This is a genomic window from Candidatus Aquiluna sp. UB-MaderosW2red (genome assembly GCF_900100865.1).
Lineage (GTDB): Bacteria > Actinomycetota > Actinomycetes > Actinomycetales > Microbacteriaceae > Aquiluna.
The window spans coordinates 211,173-227,943 of record NZ_LT627734.1 but is presented as its reverse complement, the minus strand read 5'-3'; the positions used below and the strand labels follow the sequence as shown (position 1 = coordinate 227,943).

At 52.5% G+C, this 16,771-nt stretch carries 20 protein-coding genes; 18 read left to right on the top strand and 2 right to left on the bottom strand.

Translation table 11 applies throughout. From position 1 onward, the window contains the following. Positions 1 to 29 precede the first annotated feature (29 nt). The 8 genes from BLP47_RS01230 to BLP47_RS01195 all read left to right on the top strand — a co-directional run bounded on the left by BLP47_RS01230 (position 30) and on the right by BLP47_RS01195 (position 5,572). On the top strand, positions 30 to 1,448 hold the full coding sequence (locus BLP47_RS01230) for a CCA tRNA nucleotidyltransferase (protein ID WP_091849614.1): 1,419 nt from the start codon (positions 30 to 32) through the stop codon (positions 1,446 to 1,448). A gap of 93 nt (positions 1,449 to 1,541) precedes the next feature. Beyond that, positions 1,542 to 1,937, top strand: coding sequence for a 30S ribosomal protein S6 (gene rpsF, locus BLP47_RS01225; protein WP_091849612.1), 396 nt, complete (start codon positions 1,542 to 1,544; stop codon positions 1,935 to 1,937). Continuing rightward, positions 1,937 to 2,431, top strand: coding sequence for a single-stranded DNA-binding protein (gene ssb, locus BLP47_RS01220; protein WP_091849610.1), 495 nt, complete (start codon positions 1,937 to 1,939; stop codon positions 2,429 to 2,431). Before rpsF ends, ssb begins: the two co-directional genes overlap by 1 nt. A 22-nt stretch (positions 2,432 to 2,453) precedes the next feature. Beyond that, complete coding sequence (gene rpsR, locus BLP47_RS01215; RefSeq protein WP_091849608.1) at positions 2,454 to 2,711, top strand: 30S ribosomal protein S18; 258 nt, start codon at positions 2,454 to 2,456, stop codon at positions 2,709 to 2,711. Positions 2,712 to 2,723: 12 nt separating this feature from the next. After that, a complete protein-coding gene (gene rplI / locus BLP47_RS01210) occupies positions 2,724 to 3,176 on the top strand; it encodes a 50S ribosomal protein L9 (protein WP_091849606.1) in 453 nt (150 codons plus the stop codon). A 315-nt stretch (positions 3,177 to 3,491) separates the two neighbouring features. Further along, positions 3,492 to 4,829 carry a replicative DNA helicase gene (dnaB, locus tag BLP47_RS01205; RefSeq protein ID WP_249883407.1) on the top strand — a complete coding sequence of 446 codons (1,338 nt, stop codon included), beginning with the start codon at positions 3,492 to 3,494 and terminating at the stop codon, positions 4,827 to 4,829. A gap of 5 nt (positions 4,830 to 4,834) precedes the next feature. Further along, the gene (locus tag BLP47_RS01200) at positions 4,835 to 5,350 is read left to right on the top strand and encodes a hypothetical protein (RefSeq protein WP_091849602.1); all 516 of its coding nucleotides are present in this window, start codon (positions 4,835 to 4,837) and stop codon (positions 5,348 to 5,350) included. Positions 5,351 to 5,359: 9 nt separating this feature from the next. Continuing rightward, positions 5,360 to 5,572: a hypothetical protein gene (locus tag BLP47_RS01195; protein ID WP_157671319.1), complete on the top strand. Its 213-nt coding sequence runs from the start codon at positions 5,360 to 5,362 to the stop codon at positions 5,570 to 5,572. Here BLP47_RS01195 and purB read toward each other — a convergent pair. Next, positions 5,569 to 6,960 (bottom strand): adenylosuccinate lyase, encoded by a 1,392-nt coding sequence (purB, locus tag BLP47_RS01190; protein WP_091849598.1) that lies wholly within the window; start codon positions 6,958 to 6,960, stop codon positions 5,569 to 5,571. The genes BLP47_RS01195 and purB overlap by 4 nt on opposite strands. A 250-nt stretch (positions 6,961 to 7,210) precedes the next feature. On the opposite strand from purB, the gene BLP47_RS01180 reads away from it, so the two are divergent. After that, a complete protein-coding gene (locus tag BLP47_RS01180; protein ID WP_091849594.1) occupies positions 7,211 to 8,449 on the top strand; it encodes a hypothetical protein in 1,239 nt (412 codons plus the stop codon). On the opposite strand, the gene BLP47_RS01175 is transcribed toward BLP47_RS01180, so the two are convergent. Continuing rightward, on the bottom strand, positions 8,446 to 8,871 hold the full coding sequence (locus tag BLP47_RS01175) for a phage holin family protein (protein ID WP_091849592.1): 426 nt from the start codon (positions 8,869 to 8,871) through the stop codon (positions 8,446 to 8,448). The two genes, BLP47_RS01180 and BLP47_RS01175, sit on opposite strands and share 4 nt — an antisense overlap. Positions 8,872 to 8,932: 61 nt before the next feature. Here BLP47_RS01175 and BLP47_RS01170 point away from each other — a divergent pair, with 61 nt between their 5' ends. The 9 genes from BLP47_RS01170 (at position 8,933) to rpmB (ending at position 16,763) form a co-directional block, all read left to right on the top strand. After that, positions 8,933 to 10,027 (top strand): thiamine pyrophosphate-dependent dehydrogenase E1 component subunit alpha, encoded by a 1,095-nt coding sequence (locus BLP47_RS01170; protein ID WP_091849590.1) that lies wholly within the window; start codon positions 8,933 to 8,935, stop codon positions 10,025 to 10,027. Next, on the top strand, positions 10,020 to 11,003 hold the full coding sequence (locus BLP47_RS01165; protein WP_091849588.1) for an alpha-ketoacid dehydrogenase subunit beta: 984 nt from the start codon (positions 10,020 to 10,022) through the stop codon (positions 11,001 to 11,003). Before BLP47_RS01170 ends, BLP47_RS01165 begins: the two co-directional genes overlap by 8 nt. Positions 11,004 to 11,012: 9 nt before the next feature. After that, a complete protein-coding gene (locus tag BLP47_RS01160) occupies positions 11,013 to 12,359 on the top strand; it encodes a dihydrolipoamide acetyltransferase family protein (protein WP_091849586.1) in 1,347 nt (448 codons plus the stop codon). A gap of 40 nt (positions 12,360 to 12,399) precedes the next feature. Beyond that, complete coding sequence (locus tag BLP47_RS01155) at positions 12,400 to 13,335, top strand: metal ABC transporter solute-binding protein, Zn/Mn family (protein ID WP_091849584.1); 936 nt, start codon at positions 12,400 to 12,402, stop codon at positions 13,333 to 13,335. 96 nt (positions 13,336 to 13,431) lie between these two features. Beyond that, positions 13,432 to 14,376: a metal ABC transporter solute-binding protein, Zn/Mn family gene (locus tag BLP47_RS01150; RefSeq protein WP_091849582.1), complete on the top strand. Its 945-nt coding sequence runs from the start codon at positions 13,432 to 13,434 to the stop codon at positions 14,374 to 14,376. After that, positions 14,377 to 15,171, top strand: coding sequence for a metal ABC transporter ATP-binding protein (locus BLP47_RS01145; RefSeq protein ID WP_091849580.1), 795 nt, complete (start codon positions 14,377 to 14,379; stop codon positions 15,169 to 15,171). Then, the gene (locus BLP47_RS01140) at positions 15,172 to 16,017 is read left to right on the top strand and encodes a metal ABC transporter permease (protein ID WP_091849578.1); all 846 of its coding nucleotides are present in this window, start codon (positions 15,172 to 15,174) and stop codon (positions 16,015 to 16,017) included. It abuts the gene before it with no gap. After that, complete coding sequence (locus BLP47_RS01135; RefSeq protein WP_091849576.1) at positions 16,014 to 16,406, top strand: Fur family transcriptional regulator; 393 nt, start codon at positions 16,014 to 16,016, stop codon at positions 16,404 to 16,406. The genes BLP47_RS01140 and BLP47_RS01135 overlap by 4 nt, the downstream gene beginning before the upstream one ends. A gap of 120 nt (positions 16,407 to 16,526) precedes the next feature. Further along, on the top strand, positions 16,527 to 16,763 hold the full coding sequence (gene rpmB / locus BLP47_RS01130; RefSeq protein ID WP_091849574.1) for a 50S ribosomal protein L28: 237 nt from the start codon (positions 16,527 to 16,529) through the stop codon (positions 16,761 to 16,763). Positions 16,764 to 16,771 lie beyond the last annotated feature (8 nt).

The window sequence follows — 16,771 nt, the reverse complement described above, 5'->3', positions numbered from 1 at the left end:
AGTTTCTTTACTATGGCAAGCTATTGCGCATGCAATCCGTAGCCCAGGCGCTTGAGAACCTAAAGCGCAATACGGCGCACCCACTGTTGAGTCAGCTCGGCGAACTATTCACCCGGGCTGGCCACGAAATTGCCCTCGTGGGGGGCCCCGTTAGGGATGCCATCCTTGGCAGAGCCGCGCCCGATCTAGATTTCACCACCAGCGCGAGCCCAGACCAAATACTTACCCTGCTAAAGCCGATATCTCAGGCAACCTGGGATATCGGTCGAGAATTTGGCACGATCGCGGCCCAGATTCAGGGCGAACAGGTGGAGATTACTAGCTATCGGGCCGACAGCTACGATAAAGAATCTCGCAAGCCAACCGTTGAATTTGGCGACAACCTAGAAGATGACCTAATTAGGCGGGACTTCACGGTGAATGCCATGGCGTTGAGGCTGCCGGCAATGACCTTTGTGGATCCACACCAGGGTCTGAGGGACCTATTGGGCAAGACTCTCAGGACTCCGACCGCCCCGGAAATATCATTCTCCGATGACCCATTGCGCATGATGCGCGGAGCTCGCTTCACCTCGCAACTGGGATTTGAGATTGAGCCTTTGACATTCGAGGCGATGTGTCAGATGAAAGATCGCATCAGCATCATTTCTAAGGAGCGCATCAGGGATGAGCTGACCAAGCTCTTGCTGTCGGAGAATCCAACCCCGGGGCTAGAGGCCCTGGTCGATACTGGATTAGCGGAACTGGTTCTGCCGGAGCTGCCGGCTCTAAAACTTGAAATGGATGAGCACCACCACCATAAGGACGTTTACCAGCACACCCTGACCGTGTTATCGCAGGCCATTGATTATGAAAAGGACTATGGGCTGGAGAAGAACCTGGTGCTGCGTTTGGCCGCCCTGTTTCACGATATCGGAAAGCCGGCCACCAGAAGGCTTGAGCTAGGCGGTGCTGTGACCTTCTACCATCACGATGTGGTGGGGGCCAAGCTTGCCAAAAAGCGTTTGACTGATTTGCGCTTCGATAACGACACCATCAAGGCAGTCGCGAGACTGGTCGAACTGCACCTAAGGTTCTTTGGCTATAGCGACCAGCAGTGGAGCGACTCGGCGGTTAGAAGATACGTCAGGGATGCCGGCCAGGAGCTTTTACAGCTGCACGCACTGACCCGCGCAGATGTCACCACCCGCAATCAAAAAAAGTCAGATCGCCTAGCGCACGCCTATGACGATTTAGAGGAGCGCATCAAGGTTTTGGCTCAGCAGGAGCAACTCGATGCGATGCGGCCAGATCTCGACGGTGCTCAGATCATGCAGATTCTTAACATCGGGCCTGGCCCCGATGTCGGCAAGGCCTACAACTTTTTAATGGAGCTTCGGCTGGATGAAGGCTCTCTGGGCTTTGATGAAGCTAAAAAACGCTTGCTGGTCTGGCAACAAAGCCAGTAAGGTAGTGAGGTTGCCCTAGGCAATGCTCTATGCAATTACCCTCCTGTTATGGAAATACCATGACCGTTTTAGACCGAAGGAGGTGGGTTAACTATGCATAATTACGAGCTGATGGTCATTCTGGACCCTCAACTAGATGAGCGAACAGTTGCCCCAAGCATCGACAAGTTCCTCAATGTCATTACAACAAGTAAAGGCACTGTGGACAAGGTTGATATCTGGGGACGCCGTCGCATGACATATCCAATTCAGAAGCACGCCGAAGGCATCTACGTTGTTATCAACGTGACCGCTGACTCAGCTGCTGTGAAGGAGCTCGAGCGTCAGCTAAGGCTGAACGAAGCAGTGCTTCGCACCAAGGTGCTCAGGATCGAAGATGCAGTATTCAGCATCAACCCAATTGAGTTTGTGCCAGAAGAGAAGGAAAAGCGTCCACCTCGTGGCGGTCCTCGCTCCGGCGGCAAGCGTCCCTCAGGCCCTAGAAGCTAATGGCAGGCGAGGTTAGCGTAACCATCGTCGGTAACCTAGCCGACGACCCGGAGCTTCGCTACACCCAGGGGGGAATAGCCGTTGTTTCAGTTCGCGTCGGTTCGACCCCGCGCACATTCAATAAAGCCACCAACGAATGGGTGGACGGCGAAACCGTATGGGTTCGCTGCACCGCTTGGCGCGAGGTTGCAGAAAACGTCGCTCAGAGCTTGGCTAAGGGAACCCGCGTGGTTGTCACTGGTCGGCTCAAGCCACCATCTGCCTATCAGACCGCTCAGGGTGAAGCTAGGGCATCGCTCGAACTCGAGATTGAAGAGATCGGCGCTTCGCTTCGCTACGCAACCGCAGCTGTAACCCGTCGTGCCCGCGAGGGCAGCGCTGCCGTGGACTCCCCTTGGGGTGGCCAGTCGGCTCCAGCAGTAACGAAATCTTCCAATGGCGCAGACGCCTGGGCAAACCCAGTCGACGCTGCAGCTGACGAAGCCCCGTTCTAAAGATTAAAGGAAAGAGAAAAAAATGGCAGGAAAGTCAGCAGACGCTCGCAAGCCGCGGATTAACTCAAAATTCGCCAAGCTAGCCCCGGCTAAGACCATCAAAATTGAGGTCATCGATTACAAAGACGTGGCTACGCTGCGTAAGTTCGTTTCCGACCGCGGCAAGATCCGCGCCCGTCGAATCACCGGTGCTACGGTGCAAGACCAGCGCAAGATTGCCTTGGCTATTAAAAATGCACGTGAGATGGCGCTTTTGCCATACTCCGGCTCTGGGCGCTAAGGAGAAACCCCCATGTCAAAGCTAATTCTGACCAATGAGGTCTCCGGACTTGGTTCCGCAGGCGATGTTGTAGAAGTTAAAAATGGCTACGCTCGCAACTTTTTGATTCCAAACGGCCTCGCGGTTTCTTGGAGCAAGGGTGGCGAGAAGCAGATCACATCGATTCGTTCGGCACGCGATGCACGCGCAATCGCATCCGAAGACGAAGCGAAGGAGCTCAAGGCAAAGCTTGAGGAAAATCCAATTCGCATCCTTGCAAACGCTGGAACGGGCGGTCGCCTGTTCGGCACCGTGAAGACCACCGATTTGGTTGACGCGGTTGCCCTTGCCGGCATCGGTGCAATCGATAAGCGCAAGGTTGAATTCACCAGTGCAATCCGCAACTTGGGTGACTACGAGGCGTCGGTTCGCTTGACCGCCGAAATAGTTGCTCGAGTCAAGCTTTTGGTTGTTGCTGCAAAGTAAGTTGATTCATTAAAGTAACGGCTCGCCTAGAGGCGGGCCGTTACTTTTTTGGCAAAAAACCTTCGGTTATCCACAACCCTAAGGTTTAGGTTTAGAGTTTTCTACATTTTTTTATCCACAGGCAAAACACCCGTCAATGCGGCACTTTAGGAAAAGTTATCCACAGGGACTAACAGGTTATCCACATCTTTTTCCACTTTACATCGGCGTGTTTCCACAGGGTTATCCACAGGCTCGAAAAGTGCGAGTTGATACATCAATGTAAGTACCCCAAGCTATACAAGTCTTGTCGAATCGAAGGAGTCCAAAGTGGCGATGCTTTCACCGGTCCCAGCCTCTGATCCAAGAGTCGCACCGCACAACTTAGAAGCGGAGCAGTCCACTTTGGGCGGCATGCTTTTGAGCCAAGAAGCGGTAGCCGAAGTCTTCGAGGTAGTCTCGGGGGCGGACTTCTACGCTCCAAAGCATGAATTAATCTACAACGCAGTTCTGAGCCTGTTTGGCAAAGGTGAACCAACCGATGTGATTGCGGTAACTGACGAACTCAATAAGTCCGGTGGGCTGGTGAAAGCCGGCGGAGCCGACTACCTTCACTCACTCACAAGCTATGTTCCGACCGCGGCAAACGCCAGCTACTACGCCAAGATCGTTTCCGATAAGGCAATTCTTCGCCGGCTAATCGATGCTGGAACCAGAATCGCGCAGTCCGGCTACGAGAGCCAGGGCGAGGTTGAAGATCTTGTGAACCAAGCCCAGGCCGAGGTCTATAAAGTTTCAAGCCTTTCCTCTCGCGAGGACTACGTGGGTCTGAGTGATTCCATCGAAGCTGCCATTCGGGAAATTGAGACTGCCCAAAAACGCGGTGGCGAAATGACCGGTGTTCCAACCGGCTTTACTGATCTGGATGCCTATACCCACGGCCTGCACCCGGGGCAGCTTGTGATTGTTGCTGCCAGGCCAGCGGTCGGTAAATCTACTTTTGCTCTGGATGTGGCCCGTAACGCGGCCATTAAGCACAATCAGGCCACGATCTTCTTTTCTTTGGAGATGGGCCGCGCCGAAATTGCGATGCGCATGCTCAGCGCCGAGTCTTCGATTTATCTGCAATACATGCGCAAGGGAACGGTCTCCGAAGGAGACTGGACCAAACTTGCCGCAGTCCGCGGCAGAATAAACGATGCGCCGCTTTACATCGATGACAGTCCAAACATGTCATTGGTTGAGATCCGCGCTAAGTGCCGAAGGCTGGCCCAGCAGGTGGATCTGAAGATGGTGGTCATCGATTACATTCAGCTAATGTCCTCGGGCAAAAAAGTCGAATCAAGGCAGCAAGAGGTTTCTGAGTTCTCAAGAGCCCTCAAGCTTTTGGCTAAGGAGCTCGGATTGCCGGTTGTTGCGCTCTCACAGCTCAATCGCCAGGCAGAGCAGGCCAAAGATAAGCGCCCAGAACTATCTCACCTTAGGGAATCCGGTTCTTTGGAGCAGGACGCCGATGTCGTGATTCTTTTGCACCGAGAGGGAATCTATGAAAAAGATCACCCGCGAGCTGGCGAAGCGGACCTTATACTTGCCAAACAGCGAAATGGCCCGACTGGAACTGTAACGGTTGCTTTCCACGGTCAGTACTCTCGCTTCGTAAATATGCCAAGCTAGGAATCGTGCGCAATCAACAACTCTTTAGGTCATTCCTGAGCTTCGCCTTAGGAATTTTTATTACGTTTAGCCAATCCCACTCCGCTCAGATTGGCCTAGCAGCACTTGCAGGCTATGGCTTAGCGCTGGGTATCGTTGGCGCAGTGATCGCAATGTTCAAAAGAAGCGGCCTCAACCCGCTGCAAGAGTTACCGATGGCCGTGTTGGCAACTCTGATTGGGTTATTCGCACTGCTCGCGAGCCTCAATGAGGAGGCCGCCTACCCGGCTTTTATTTCGCTGGTCACAGCTTGGGGTCTCATCTCTGGCGCTTTCGAGCTTTATCAAACAAGAAGGCTCGGATTCAAGACCCCAAAAGGTAACGAGGCTTTCATCAGTGCGATTTTTGCGTTGCTGCTCGGTGCACTGTTTCTATCGGTGGAACTCGATGTGGTCAGCGCCGTGGGTTTCTTTGGCGCGTATCTAACTCTCAGCGGAGTTCACCTTGGCATCTCGGCTTTTGCTCCCGATAAAGCGAAGTAGGCTTTGAAGGTGAAGCGTTTTGCAAATCTAAAGGCCTACATGGCTCTATCGGCAATAGCCGGGGTATTCGTGGGCCTAATTGTTCTTTTTGGAACTCGGTTTGTAGAGACCGCAATAATCTGGGGCCTAGCGACTTTTATTTTCAGCCTGATCCTAGTAGCCACTTTAGATCTTACTTTTAAGCCCGATGACAGTGACCCAAATAAGCCGAAGCTTAGTTAGCTTCGAATTCTTTTCGTGAGCTCTTCGGCCAAGCCGACATAGCGCTCTGGCCGCAAAACCAACAATCTTTCCTTGGTCTCTTGGGAGACGGCTAACGAGTTCACAAATACCAACAACTCTTCTTCACCGACTTTTTTGCCTCTGGTGAGCTCTTTTAGAAGCGCGTAAGGGTCGGAGATATCACTCTCACCACGAGCCACATCCGCCCTGATTGCGGTCTGGATTGCTTCACCGAGAACTTCCCAGTTCTCTAAAAGATCACCAAGAAGGACCGCCTCATTCAGGGCCAATTCATCCAAACCGCGGTCCAGGTTGTCCAAGGCCAACAGTGAATGCCCGAATCCAACACCGATGTTTCGCTGAGCGCTGGAATCTGTCAGGTCGCGCTGCAACCGCGAGGTGACTAGCGTTGCCGATAGCGAATCCAGAATCGCGTTGGAAATCTCCAGGTTGGCCTCGGCGTTCTCAAAGCGAATCGGATTGACCTTATGCGGCATGGTGGAGGACCCAGTGGCACCGGCCACCGGAATCTGCTTGAAATAGTTCAGCGAAATGTAGGTCCAAAAGTCAGTTGCCAGATTGTGCAGGATGCGGTTGAAATGGGCCATTGTTCCGTAAAGCTCAGCCTGCCAGTCGTGAGATTCGATTTGGGTGGTGAGCGGGTTCCAGCTCAGGCCAAGACTCTCGACAAAACCCTGAGATTCTTCCAACCACTCAACATCTGGAGCAGCAGCGATGTGAGCGGCAAAGGTCCCGGTGGCTCCGGAAAATTTGCCCAGGTATTCCTGTTGAGAAATACGCTTTAGCTGCCGATTCAGCCTTGAAACAAAAACGGCAATCTCTTTGCCCATGGTGGTGGGGGTTGCGGGTTGCCCATGAGTTCTTGAGAGCATCGGGACACCTGCATGGCTTAGGGCGAGTTTGGTGAGTTTTTCTACCAGAACGTTCGCCTTGGGTAGCCAAACCTCATTAATCGCTGATTTGACGGTAATTGCATAGGCCAGATTGTTAATGTCTTCCGAGGTGCAAGCAAAGTGAACGAGCTCACTCAGGTCCTGGCGTTGCATGTCTTTGAGTTGCTCGCGAATGAAGTACTCCACCGCTTTCACGTCGTGCCGGGTTACCGCTTCAAGCTCTGCCAGTTTGGCAATTGAGGTATCGCCAAATTCAGCACCGGCAATGGCCCTTAGAGCGAAGGCCTCTTTAGTTGAAATTTCGCTGCCTGAACCGAGAAGGTTGCGGCTTGCGAGCCAAAGCAGCCACTCAATCTCGACTTCAAGTCGGGCACGGTTTAGTCCGGCTTCGCTTAGGTGATTCCCGAGATCCTTGACCTGGCTTTGGTAGCGGCCGTCAAGCGGGCTGATTGGTTGGGCTGAAAGATTGCTCACCACCCCATTTTGCCCTATCCACAGCCTTTTTTGATCATAGGATCTCCACAACTATTAGTTTTGGCTCTAATCCCGCCCCTGCTCTCTGGTTTGGTAGCGGAATGCAATTGCTCTTTCATCTTGAAAATTCGCTGCAACTTTTGAACACCGCCCAGCCAGACCCGAAGTTTTTTTCGGGAGACGCAGCCAGGCAGTTGGAACTTCGACTAAGCGTTTTGCGTGGTGAAGTCCTGAATCTGAAGTCCGACCTATGGCTTTAGAAATATATGGCGGGGACCCGAGGGTCGTGGCGACCCGAGAGGAATTATTTCGAATTGCAATGGCCCTTAGAAATAGCGCCAGCGAGCTCAACGCTGCGATTTTCTCTCCGCCAGACATGCTCCTAGGTTTTCTGCCAAACCCGGTGCCAAACATCCAACTGGCTATCAGTGCCCCGAGGATTTGTTCGGAGCTTGAATCGCTTGCCAGTAACTGCGACATCGTTGCGGAGAACTACTTTTCTACCGAGGCCAGGGTCAGCCACATCTTTCAGGATCTAATAGACCCGCTGCGCCTACTGACACCTGTTCTCTCGATTCAAAGCCCAATAACGAACATGTTCACCGACCAGGTTGCGCCATTAGTTGGGGCGATGGCCGTGGTTGGGCTTTTGGCCGGCCCCTCAATCGGTTCCAGTAGTTTGCTCGGCGGGGCCATTCAGTTAGCACCGTTAATGGCTGCGCGCCCGACGGTGCAGTCTTTTTTGGCGGGCGGCCAGCTAGGCGTCAAGAGTCTTGGAATTCCGGTGGATGCGACTGGTAGTGCAACCTTGCTTCGCACTGCAGTTGCTTTGCCGCCCCGCAATCTGGCCGATTTGGCGACCAGATTGCACAACTCATATTCCAGCCCGAGCTCGGCAATCAGGATTGAGAGTTACCCGCTTTCTAGTGGCAAGCAATTCGTGGTTTATGTCCCAGGTACCCAATCTCTTTTGTTGGGCGGCACTAATCCACTAAACATTCGATCCAACTTCACCGCGATGGGCGGGGTTTTTGAGGCTCCGAGCGAACAGGCTGTCAAAGACGCCATTGCCAAGGCTGGAGCTGGCAGCGGGGACAGGGTTTTACTGGTCGGTCACTCTCAGGGCGCGCTAATCGCTGGAAATATCGCGAGCAGCCCCCAGGAGTTCGAGGTCTCAGGCCTGGTGTCTTTCGCCGGGCCGATCGGGCACCTAAAGCTCGATGTGCCGGTGATCGCCATTCAGCACTCTGCCGATCCGGTTCCGCTATTGAGTGGAAGGGCGAATCCGCTGACTCAAAACTGGGTGACTGCTAGCTCGAGCGCTGAATTCGAGGATTTAATTGCTGCCCACCGACTTGATGGCTACATAGCAACCGCAACCGAATTAGATCAGAGCCAAGACATTGGCTTGAATCGCGTGAAGAACGCCCTTTGGCCCGATTCAAAGGGTTCTGGAACAGAGTACGTCTATGGAGTCAAGAGAGATTAGCGAATGTTTACCAACTTGAGTAGCGCCCGAGCGATAAAGCTCGCAATTGACATCACGATGGCTGCCAAGATGGCCCAGCCGAGTGATGCAATCTCTAAACCCTCAGATGTGAAACCTTCGATAGTGAAGATTTCTTGGGCAAATAATGTGCTCAGCCAAGCTACGAATAAAAGCAAGGCCCCATTTATTACAAAGGCGATTAGCCCAAAGGTAATGATGTACAAAGGGAATGCCAGAACCTTGATTACCGGGGCGATGATTGCGTTGACTAAACCAAAAATCGCGCCGATTGCTAAGAAAGATGCAATCGTGTTCCACAAACCATCCCCGCCATAGGGGGTGAGTGTGATGGCCGGGACCAGTTGTGTGGCGGCCCAAAGACCCAAGGCATTGACAATCGTGCTAACCAGAAAACGCAACATAGTCAAAATTCTCTCAGTATCGGGCTAAATTAGGTGGGTGACTCATGAGAACTCTCAACCAATGCTCCAGCTTTTAGCACCGGATGGCACTTATGGCGTGCCACAGGAATACGCCGAATATGGCGAAATTATCGCAAACCTCTCCGAATTTGAGCTAACTCGCCTTTACCGCGATATGGCAAGGATGCGGAGGTTCGACACCGAGGCAACGGCTCTGCAGCGCCAGGGGCAGCTCGGGCTCTGGGTGCCGGCGATTGGCCAAGAGGCGGCTCAAATTGGTTCCGGATATGCCTTAGCTAAAAACGACCACATTTTTCCAAGCTATCGCGAGCACGGGGTGGCAATAACTCACGGGGTTGAGTTGATGTCGATTCTGAAGCTCATGCGAGGAGTGAATCATGGTGGTTGGGATCCTGAAGAGACTCGTTTCCACCAATACGCAATTGTGCTGGGCTCGCAGGTATTGCATGCCGTGGGGTATGCCATGGGCATAAAGCTTGACGGCAAGGTGGGCAGTGATGATCCCGAGAATGACCTAGCGGTCATTTCATATTTTGGTGATGGCGCAACCGCTGAGGGCGATGTCTCGGAATCTTTGCTATTTGCAGCAATCAACGATGCTCCAATAATTTTCTTCATTCAAAATAACCAGTGGGCCATTTCTTCAAATGTTGCCGACCAAACCAGAGTGCCGCTTTATAAGCGTGGCGTGGGTTTTGGAGTTGAGGGGATGCAGGTGGACGGCAACGATGTGTTGGCCTGTTATGCCGCGACCAAGATTCACATGGATAACGCCAGAGGCGGCAAGGGCCCCTTTTTGATTGAAGCAATGACTTATCGAATTGGTGCCCACACCACAAGCGATGATCCCACCAAGTATCGCGATGAACTAGAGGTGGAGAGCTGGCGAGCTAAAGACCCGCTTGCTCGTTTTGAGATATTCCTTCGCCGCCAGGGGATTGGCGATGATTTTTTTGAAGAGGTAGTTAGGGCCGGTGACGAGCTAGCGGCAGACATCAGGTCTCAGACCTTCGCTCTTAAAACCCCCGGTCTTGAGAATATCTTTGACCACGTTTACACAGAACCACACCCCGAGATTGATCGCCAAAAAGCCTGGCTTTTGGCCTACGAGAAGCAGATGGGTGCCCATGAGTAGCTATCAGGACATGCCAATTGCCAAGGCTTTAAATGCGGGCATTCACGCCGCCATGGCGAAGGATGAAAAAGTATTGATGTTTGGCCAAGACGTCGCCCAGTTGGGCGGGGTTTTTAGGGTTACCGAGGGGCTGCTCAAAGACTTTGGCTCTTCGAGAATATTCAACTCTCCGATTGCCGAATCCGGCATCGTTGGAACCGCCATTGGTCTTGCAATGCGAGGTTATCGGCCGGTCACTGAGATTCAGTTTGATGGCTTTGTGTTCCCGGCCTTTAATCAGATCACCAGCCAGCTGGCGAAGCTCACCTCTAGATCGGAGGGCTTTCTAAAGATGCCGGTGGTCATTCGAATTCCTTACGGTGGGGGCATTGGCGCAGTAGAACACCACTCGGAGAGCCCGGAGGCTTATTTTGCTCACACCGCAGGCCTCAGGGTAATCACCCCTTCGAATTCAAACGATGCCTACTGGATGATTCAACAGGCAATCGAATCTAACGACCCGGTGATTGTTTTTGAACCCAAACGCAGGTATTGGCAAAAGGGTCCCGTCAACTTAGACACGCCTCCAATGTCTATGCACAGCGCCCGAATTTTGCGTGAGGGCAACCAGGTGACGCTTTTGAGTTACGGCCCGATGGTTCCAACCGCGATTCAAGCCGCTGAGTTGGCAGCCCAGGAGGGTATTAGCCTCGAGGTTATTGATCTGAGGTCGCTGAGTCCGATTGACTACCCAACCATTTTGGCCTCGGTGCAAAAGACCGGCAGAGCAATCATTGCCGCCGAGGCGCCGACCAACATCAGCGTTTCTGCTGAGGTTGCAGCGCGCATCCAGGAGAATGCTTTCTACCACCTCGAGGCTCCAGTAATTCGAGTTGGTAGTTTCGACACCCCCTACCCACCAGCCAAACTAGAAGAGGCCTACCTGCCAGATGCAGACCGGATTCTAGAAGCTGTTGATAGGGTTCTGGCTTACTAGGGAGATCGAATGAGCATTGCAAAATTCCCACTTCCCGATGTCGGTGAGGGTCTAACCGAGGCCGAACTGGTGTCCTGGAAGGTTCAGGTCGGTGACATAGTCACCGTGAACCAAACGATTTGCGAGATTGAGACTGCCAAGTCGATTGTCGAATTACCCTGCCCTTTTGCGGGCGAAGTCACTGAGCTATTAGTTCAGGAGGGCGAGACCGTTGAGGTTGGGAACCCAATTATTGCGGTGCGAGTGGCTGCAGGTTCTGTCATCCCTGGTGTCGACGAGCCAGAAGGCAATAACCCAGTAGTGAATAGCCCAGTAGTGAATAGCCAAGTGTTGGATACTCCAACTGCAAATACCGGCGCGGAGTATCAGCTCCCAAACCTGGTGGGCTATGGCGACCCGGGCGAGGTTAGTTCGAGGCGTTCTAGAGCGGTTAGGGGATTACCCCCGATTGCTACGGCAACCCCGGTGGCGATGGTGAGTCAAATCGCGACCAGCGATTCGGTTATGGCTAAGCCTCCAATTAGAAAGCTTGCTAAAGAACTCGGGGTGGATATCTCCTTGGTTACCGGAACCGGTTTGCGCGGTGAGGTGACTCGTGAAGATATCGTGGGATCTGCTAGCCAGGCAGGTGTCTTTAAGAATCTAACCACCCCGAATCAGCCAAGCCAGCGCGAGGAGCGGATCCCGGTCAAGGGTGTTCGTAAGGCAATTGCCACCGCCATGGTGCGTTCGGCTTTCACCGCCCCGCACGTGAGCATCTTCGTTGATGTTGATGCCACCAGGACAATGGAATATGTTCGCCGGCTGAAAAACTCGGTCGACTTTGCGGGCATCAAGGTGACCCCACTTTTGATTATGGCCAAGGCGATCATCTGGGCCGTGAGGCGCAACCAGATGGTGAACTCTACTTGGACCGATGAGGAAATCATCGTGCACTATTTTGTGAACCTGGGGATCGCTGCGGCGACGCCCAGGGGTCTGATTGTTCCGAACATTAAAGACGCCGATGCCATGAGCATGATTCAGCTTGCCCAGGCAATCGAACAGCTCGCCACAACTGCACGCGAGGGCAAGACCACCCCGGAAGACATGCGTGAGGGAACAATCACAATCACTAACATCGGTGTCTTTGGTGTTGACACCGGCACCCCGATTCTGAATCCCGGTGAAGTCGGAATTATCGCCCTGGGTTCTATTCGAAAGAAGCCCTGGGTCGTGGACGATGAGATTGTCGTTCGACAGATCACCACTATTGGAGCAACCTTTGATCACCGCGTGGTCGATGGAGACGTGGCATCGAGGTTTGTTCAAGACATCGCGAGCGTAATAGAGGAACCAGCCCTATTGCTTGACTAATGCAATTGACAATCATTTTCATTAGTGCTAACTTTTCGTTATGAATAAAAATACTTTTAGGTTCCTGGGCGCATTTATTGCCGCCAGCACCGCACTCGCTCTTTCCGGTTGTGCTCCCCAGAGTGAGGAGGTTGTTGATGCTAAGCCGAGCATTGTTGCCACCACTAACATTTGGGCTGATATCACAAGTCAGATAGCCGGCGACTTCTTCGATGTGACCGCATTAATATCAGACCCGGCTATTGATCCGCACTCTTATGAGGCCAGTGCCAGAGATCAGCTAGCAATCAAAGAGGCAGAGCTCTTTGTCATTAATGGCGGAGGCTATGACGAGTTTGCAGAGGTCTTGGCCAGTAGTGCCGGCACCGAGGTATTCAATGCCTATGAGATTCACGAGGCCCAAGAGGGTTCCGATTCGGGTGAAACTCATGCCGAAGGCGAAACTCATGCAGCCCATGGCGATCACGATGGCTCAGACCACACCTGGTATGACCTGCATCTTGTTGAATACGTCTCAGGGATGATCGCAATCAAGCTCGGCGAATTGCAACCCGAAAATGCTGCGATTTTTAGTGCAAACGCAGAGGCCTTTGGAGCTGAAATTGAGCTTCTTGAGGTCAAGAGAGACGCTTTGACTAGCTCCGAGGTTCACTATTTTGAAGCTCACCCGCTTGCGGCTTTGTTATTCAAAGATCTCGGATTTAAGAATTTGACCCCGGAGGGCTTCGCCGAGACTGAAGAAGCCGGTCTCGAGCCATCGGCAAGGGTTCTTGCGGATTCCAGGGAGCTAATTGCTTCGGGGGATATTCAGTTTTTGGCCGTGAACGAGCAAGCCACATCGCCAACTCTTGATGCCTTGAAACAGCTGGCTGCAGAATCCGGCGTGCCAGTGTTGGAATTCGATGAACTCCTGCCTGAAGGTTCCACCTACCAGCAGTGGATGGGAAGCATCTTGGACTCAATCGCTGGGATCTAATAACCCAAGAGGGTTTTTTGGTCGGCCACCGCCAAAAGCGGATGGCCGACTGCTTCTTTTAGATAATCATTTTCAATAAGGAGTAATGTCTAGTCAATGAAGCGTTGGCAAGTATTAACGGCCGTTGGAATTTTTGTTGCACTAATTGCAGGACTGACCCTTGGCCCGGTTATTTTTAGCAGAGACTCCCCTTCGGCGACCACCAACCCGTCACCGAGCCCGACTTTGACTAGGGACGGCGACACCGGCGTTATCAAGGTTGTCGCCTCGACCAACGTTTGGGCCAACATCATCGAGCTTGTTGGGGGCGAATGGGTTGAGGTCACCACGATTATTGATTCGGTAGCAAAAGACCCCCACTCCTACGAGGCTTCTGCAAGAGATCAGCTGGCTATCAACGATGCGGAGCTTGTGGTCTATAACGGAGGCGGTTACGACGATTTCATGTTGACTTTGATTTCTGCCGCCCCGGAAACCAAGACGGTTCTGCCTCTGATTGATCCGGCTGATTCGAATGAATCGGACAACGAACACATTTGGTACGACCTTGGGAGAGTGGAGAAAGCGGCTGAAGATTTGGCTGCCGTGATAACCGAACTTCGACCAGAGGCATTTGCCCAAATAAATACGAACTATGACTTTTTTGTCAGGGAGCTGTCAAACCTGGAGATCAGGGTTGAAGCCCTGCGGGATAGGGCCCTAGGGCTTGGTGTAATCGCCCCCGAGGGCGTGGCAAACCGAATGCTGCAAAATGCTGGGTTCATAAACATGACTCCTGTGGCGTTGGCAAGGGCCGTTGAGGAAGAGCGCGAGGTTCCATTAACCGCGCTTAGCGAAAGTAAGGAACTCCTCGAGGGCAAAGTGGCCATACTTTTGGTCACCAACTCCCAAGTATCGGACCAGATTTCTAAAGAGCTGAGCCAGGTGGCACAGGCATCGGGCGCCTCGGTTGTTGATTTTAGTGAGTTGCTGCCTGTGGATTTGGATTATTTGGACTGGATGGCTCAGGTCATCGACCAACTTCAAGAGGCAATCTACTAAATGGCCAATATTCTAGAAATCAAAGATGCTGGTTTGAAATTTGGCGAAAGATCGATTTGGAATCACTTGAGTTTGGATGTAAAGCAGGGTGAATTCATAGCGGTGATCGGTGCTAACGGCTCCGGTAAGTCGATGCTCTTGAAGGCCATCCTGGGCCAGCAGCAACTCACCAGTGGCAGCGTAAAGTTTTTGGGCAAGCCCTCAGGCCATGGCAATACTCAGATCGGCTACATCCCGCAGCACAGGGTGGTGGACTCCGGTCTGCCTCTCAAGGTGGTGGATGCGGTTCGATTTGGTTTAGATGGTCACGTCTTCGGGTTACCGCTGCCCTCAAAGCAAAAAAGAGAACTCGCACTCAAAGCCCTAAGAGCTGTTGAGGCCAGCCACTTGGCCGAAAGTCCGGTTGGCCTTCTTTCAGGGGGCGAAATGCAGCGAGTCAGGGTCGCCCAGGCAATCATCTCTGGGCCAAAACTCATTCTGGCCGATGAGCCGCTGAGTGCGCTGGATTTAAATCACCAGGAGATTGTTAGTGCGCTAATTGATAAAAAGCGCAAGGAGCACGGGGCTGCCGTTTTATTTGTCACTCACGACGTGAATCCGATTATCGATTATGTAGATCGGGTTTTGTATCTAGCGCAAGGCCGCTATTCAATTGGAACTCCGGATGAGGTTTTGCAATCAGATGTCCTATCAGAGCTCTATGGCACCGAGATCGATGTGGTTAGAAACCAGGGCCGAGTCGTGGTGCTTGGAGCCCATGACCATAACCACCACGAGGATGAGGAGTGGACCTAAATGGATTTTCCAATCCTCTTTGACTTCAATGACTACGACCGGTTATTGCCGCTAGTCACAAACTCTCTAATTGCCGGAGCGCTTTTGGCTCTGATTGGCGGTTTAGTTGGGGTTTTTGTAATGACCCGGGAGCTTTCCTTCGCGGTTCACGGAATATCCGAGTTGTCCTTTGCCGGGGCGGCAATCTTTTTGCTAATTGGGCTCGATGTGGTGACCGGCTCAATAGTTGGCTCTTTGGCGGCAGCGGCAATCCTCGCCTTTTTAGGCGATAAGGCTAAAGACCGCAACTCGATAGTTGCGGTGCTGATGCCATTTGGGCTCGGGATTGGTATTTTGGCCTTATCGCTTTACCCTGGCCGATCCGCAAATAAGTTTGGATTGCTAACTGGCCAAATCGTCGCAGTCGATGACCCAAAGCTTTTTTGGATGGCTGGAATTGCAACCGCGGTGGTTGTGACGCTACTTGTGATTTGGCGCCCACTGACCTTTGCGTCTTTGGATGTTGAGGTGGCCGCGGCGAGGGGGATTAACGTCAAACTGCTGGGCATTGGATTTGTTATGTTGCTGGGCCTTGCGGTCGCGGCTGCGGTTCAGATTGTTGGAGCTCTATTGGTACTGGCAATTTTGGTCACACCAGCAGCGGCTGCGTTGAGGTTGAGTTCGAGCCAGATCTGGGTTCCAGTTTTGAGCGTTGGTTTCGCAGCAATCTCAATGCTCGGGGGTATCTTCTTAGCGCTGGGCGCTGGATTGCCAATCAGCCCTTATGTCACCACGATATCGTTCACGATCTACCTGATATCTAGGGGATTGGGAGTTATTAAGTCAAAAAGGCGGGTGTCAGCTTGACTCTAAAGCGAGCCACTTGGCAAAAAACCGCGGTGAAAGAGCAGTTGGATTTATTCGGAGGCTTTGTCTCCGCCCAAGAGTTGCACCAAGAGATTCTGAACAATGGCAAGAAGTTGGGCCTAACAACGGTCTACCGCGCCTTGACCGAGCTGGTTTTAGGTGGAGAGGCGGATGCGCTCAATGCCGAGGATGGCGAAACCAAATATCGCAATTGCACGCCCAAGCACCACCACCATCTGATTTGTCGAAAATGCGGGCACACCGAAGAGTTTGAATTACCTGATTTTGAACTCGCAACCGAGCGAATCGCTGGGTCTCACGGCTTCAAAGACGTGAGCCACAGCATTGAACTATTTGGGATTTGTGGCAACTGTGGCGTGGCTGGTTGATTTTTCTCAATCAAGACTTGCTATTGAACCTACAAACCTCCTAAAATAGTGGAGTTGTTAGGGGCTTTGCCCCATCAATCCCCAACTTATGCTTCGGGCAAACGCGCCCTAGGAGGAAAAATGGCTGCTTACTGCCAGGTCACACAGACCACGCCGCAGTTCGGTCACAAGGTTTCGCACGCTCAGAACAAAACTAAGCGTCGATTTGACCCGAACATTCAAAAAAAGACCTACTTCGTCCCATCGCTGGGCCGCAAGGTTACTTTGCAACTATCAGCCCGTGGCATCAAGATAATTGATGTTCGTGGAATTGATTCCGTTATCTCCGAGCTTCTAGCTCGCGGCGAAAAGATCTAGGAAGACCA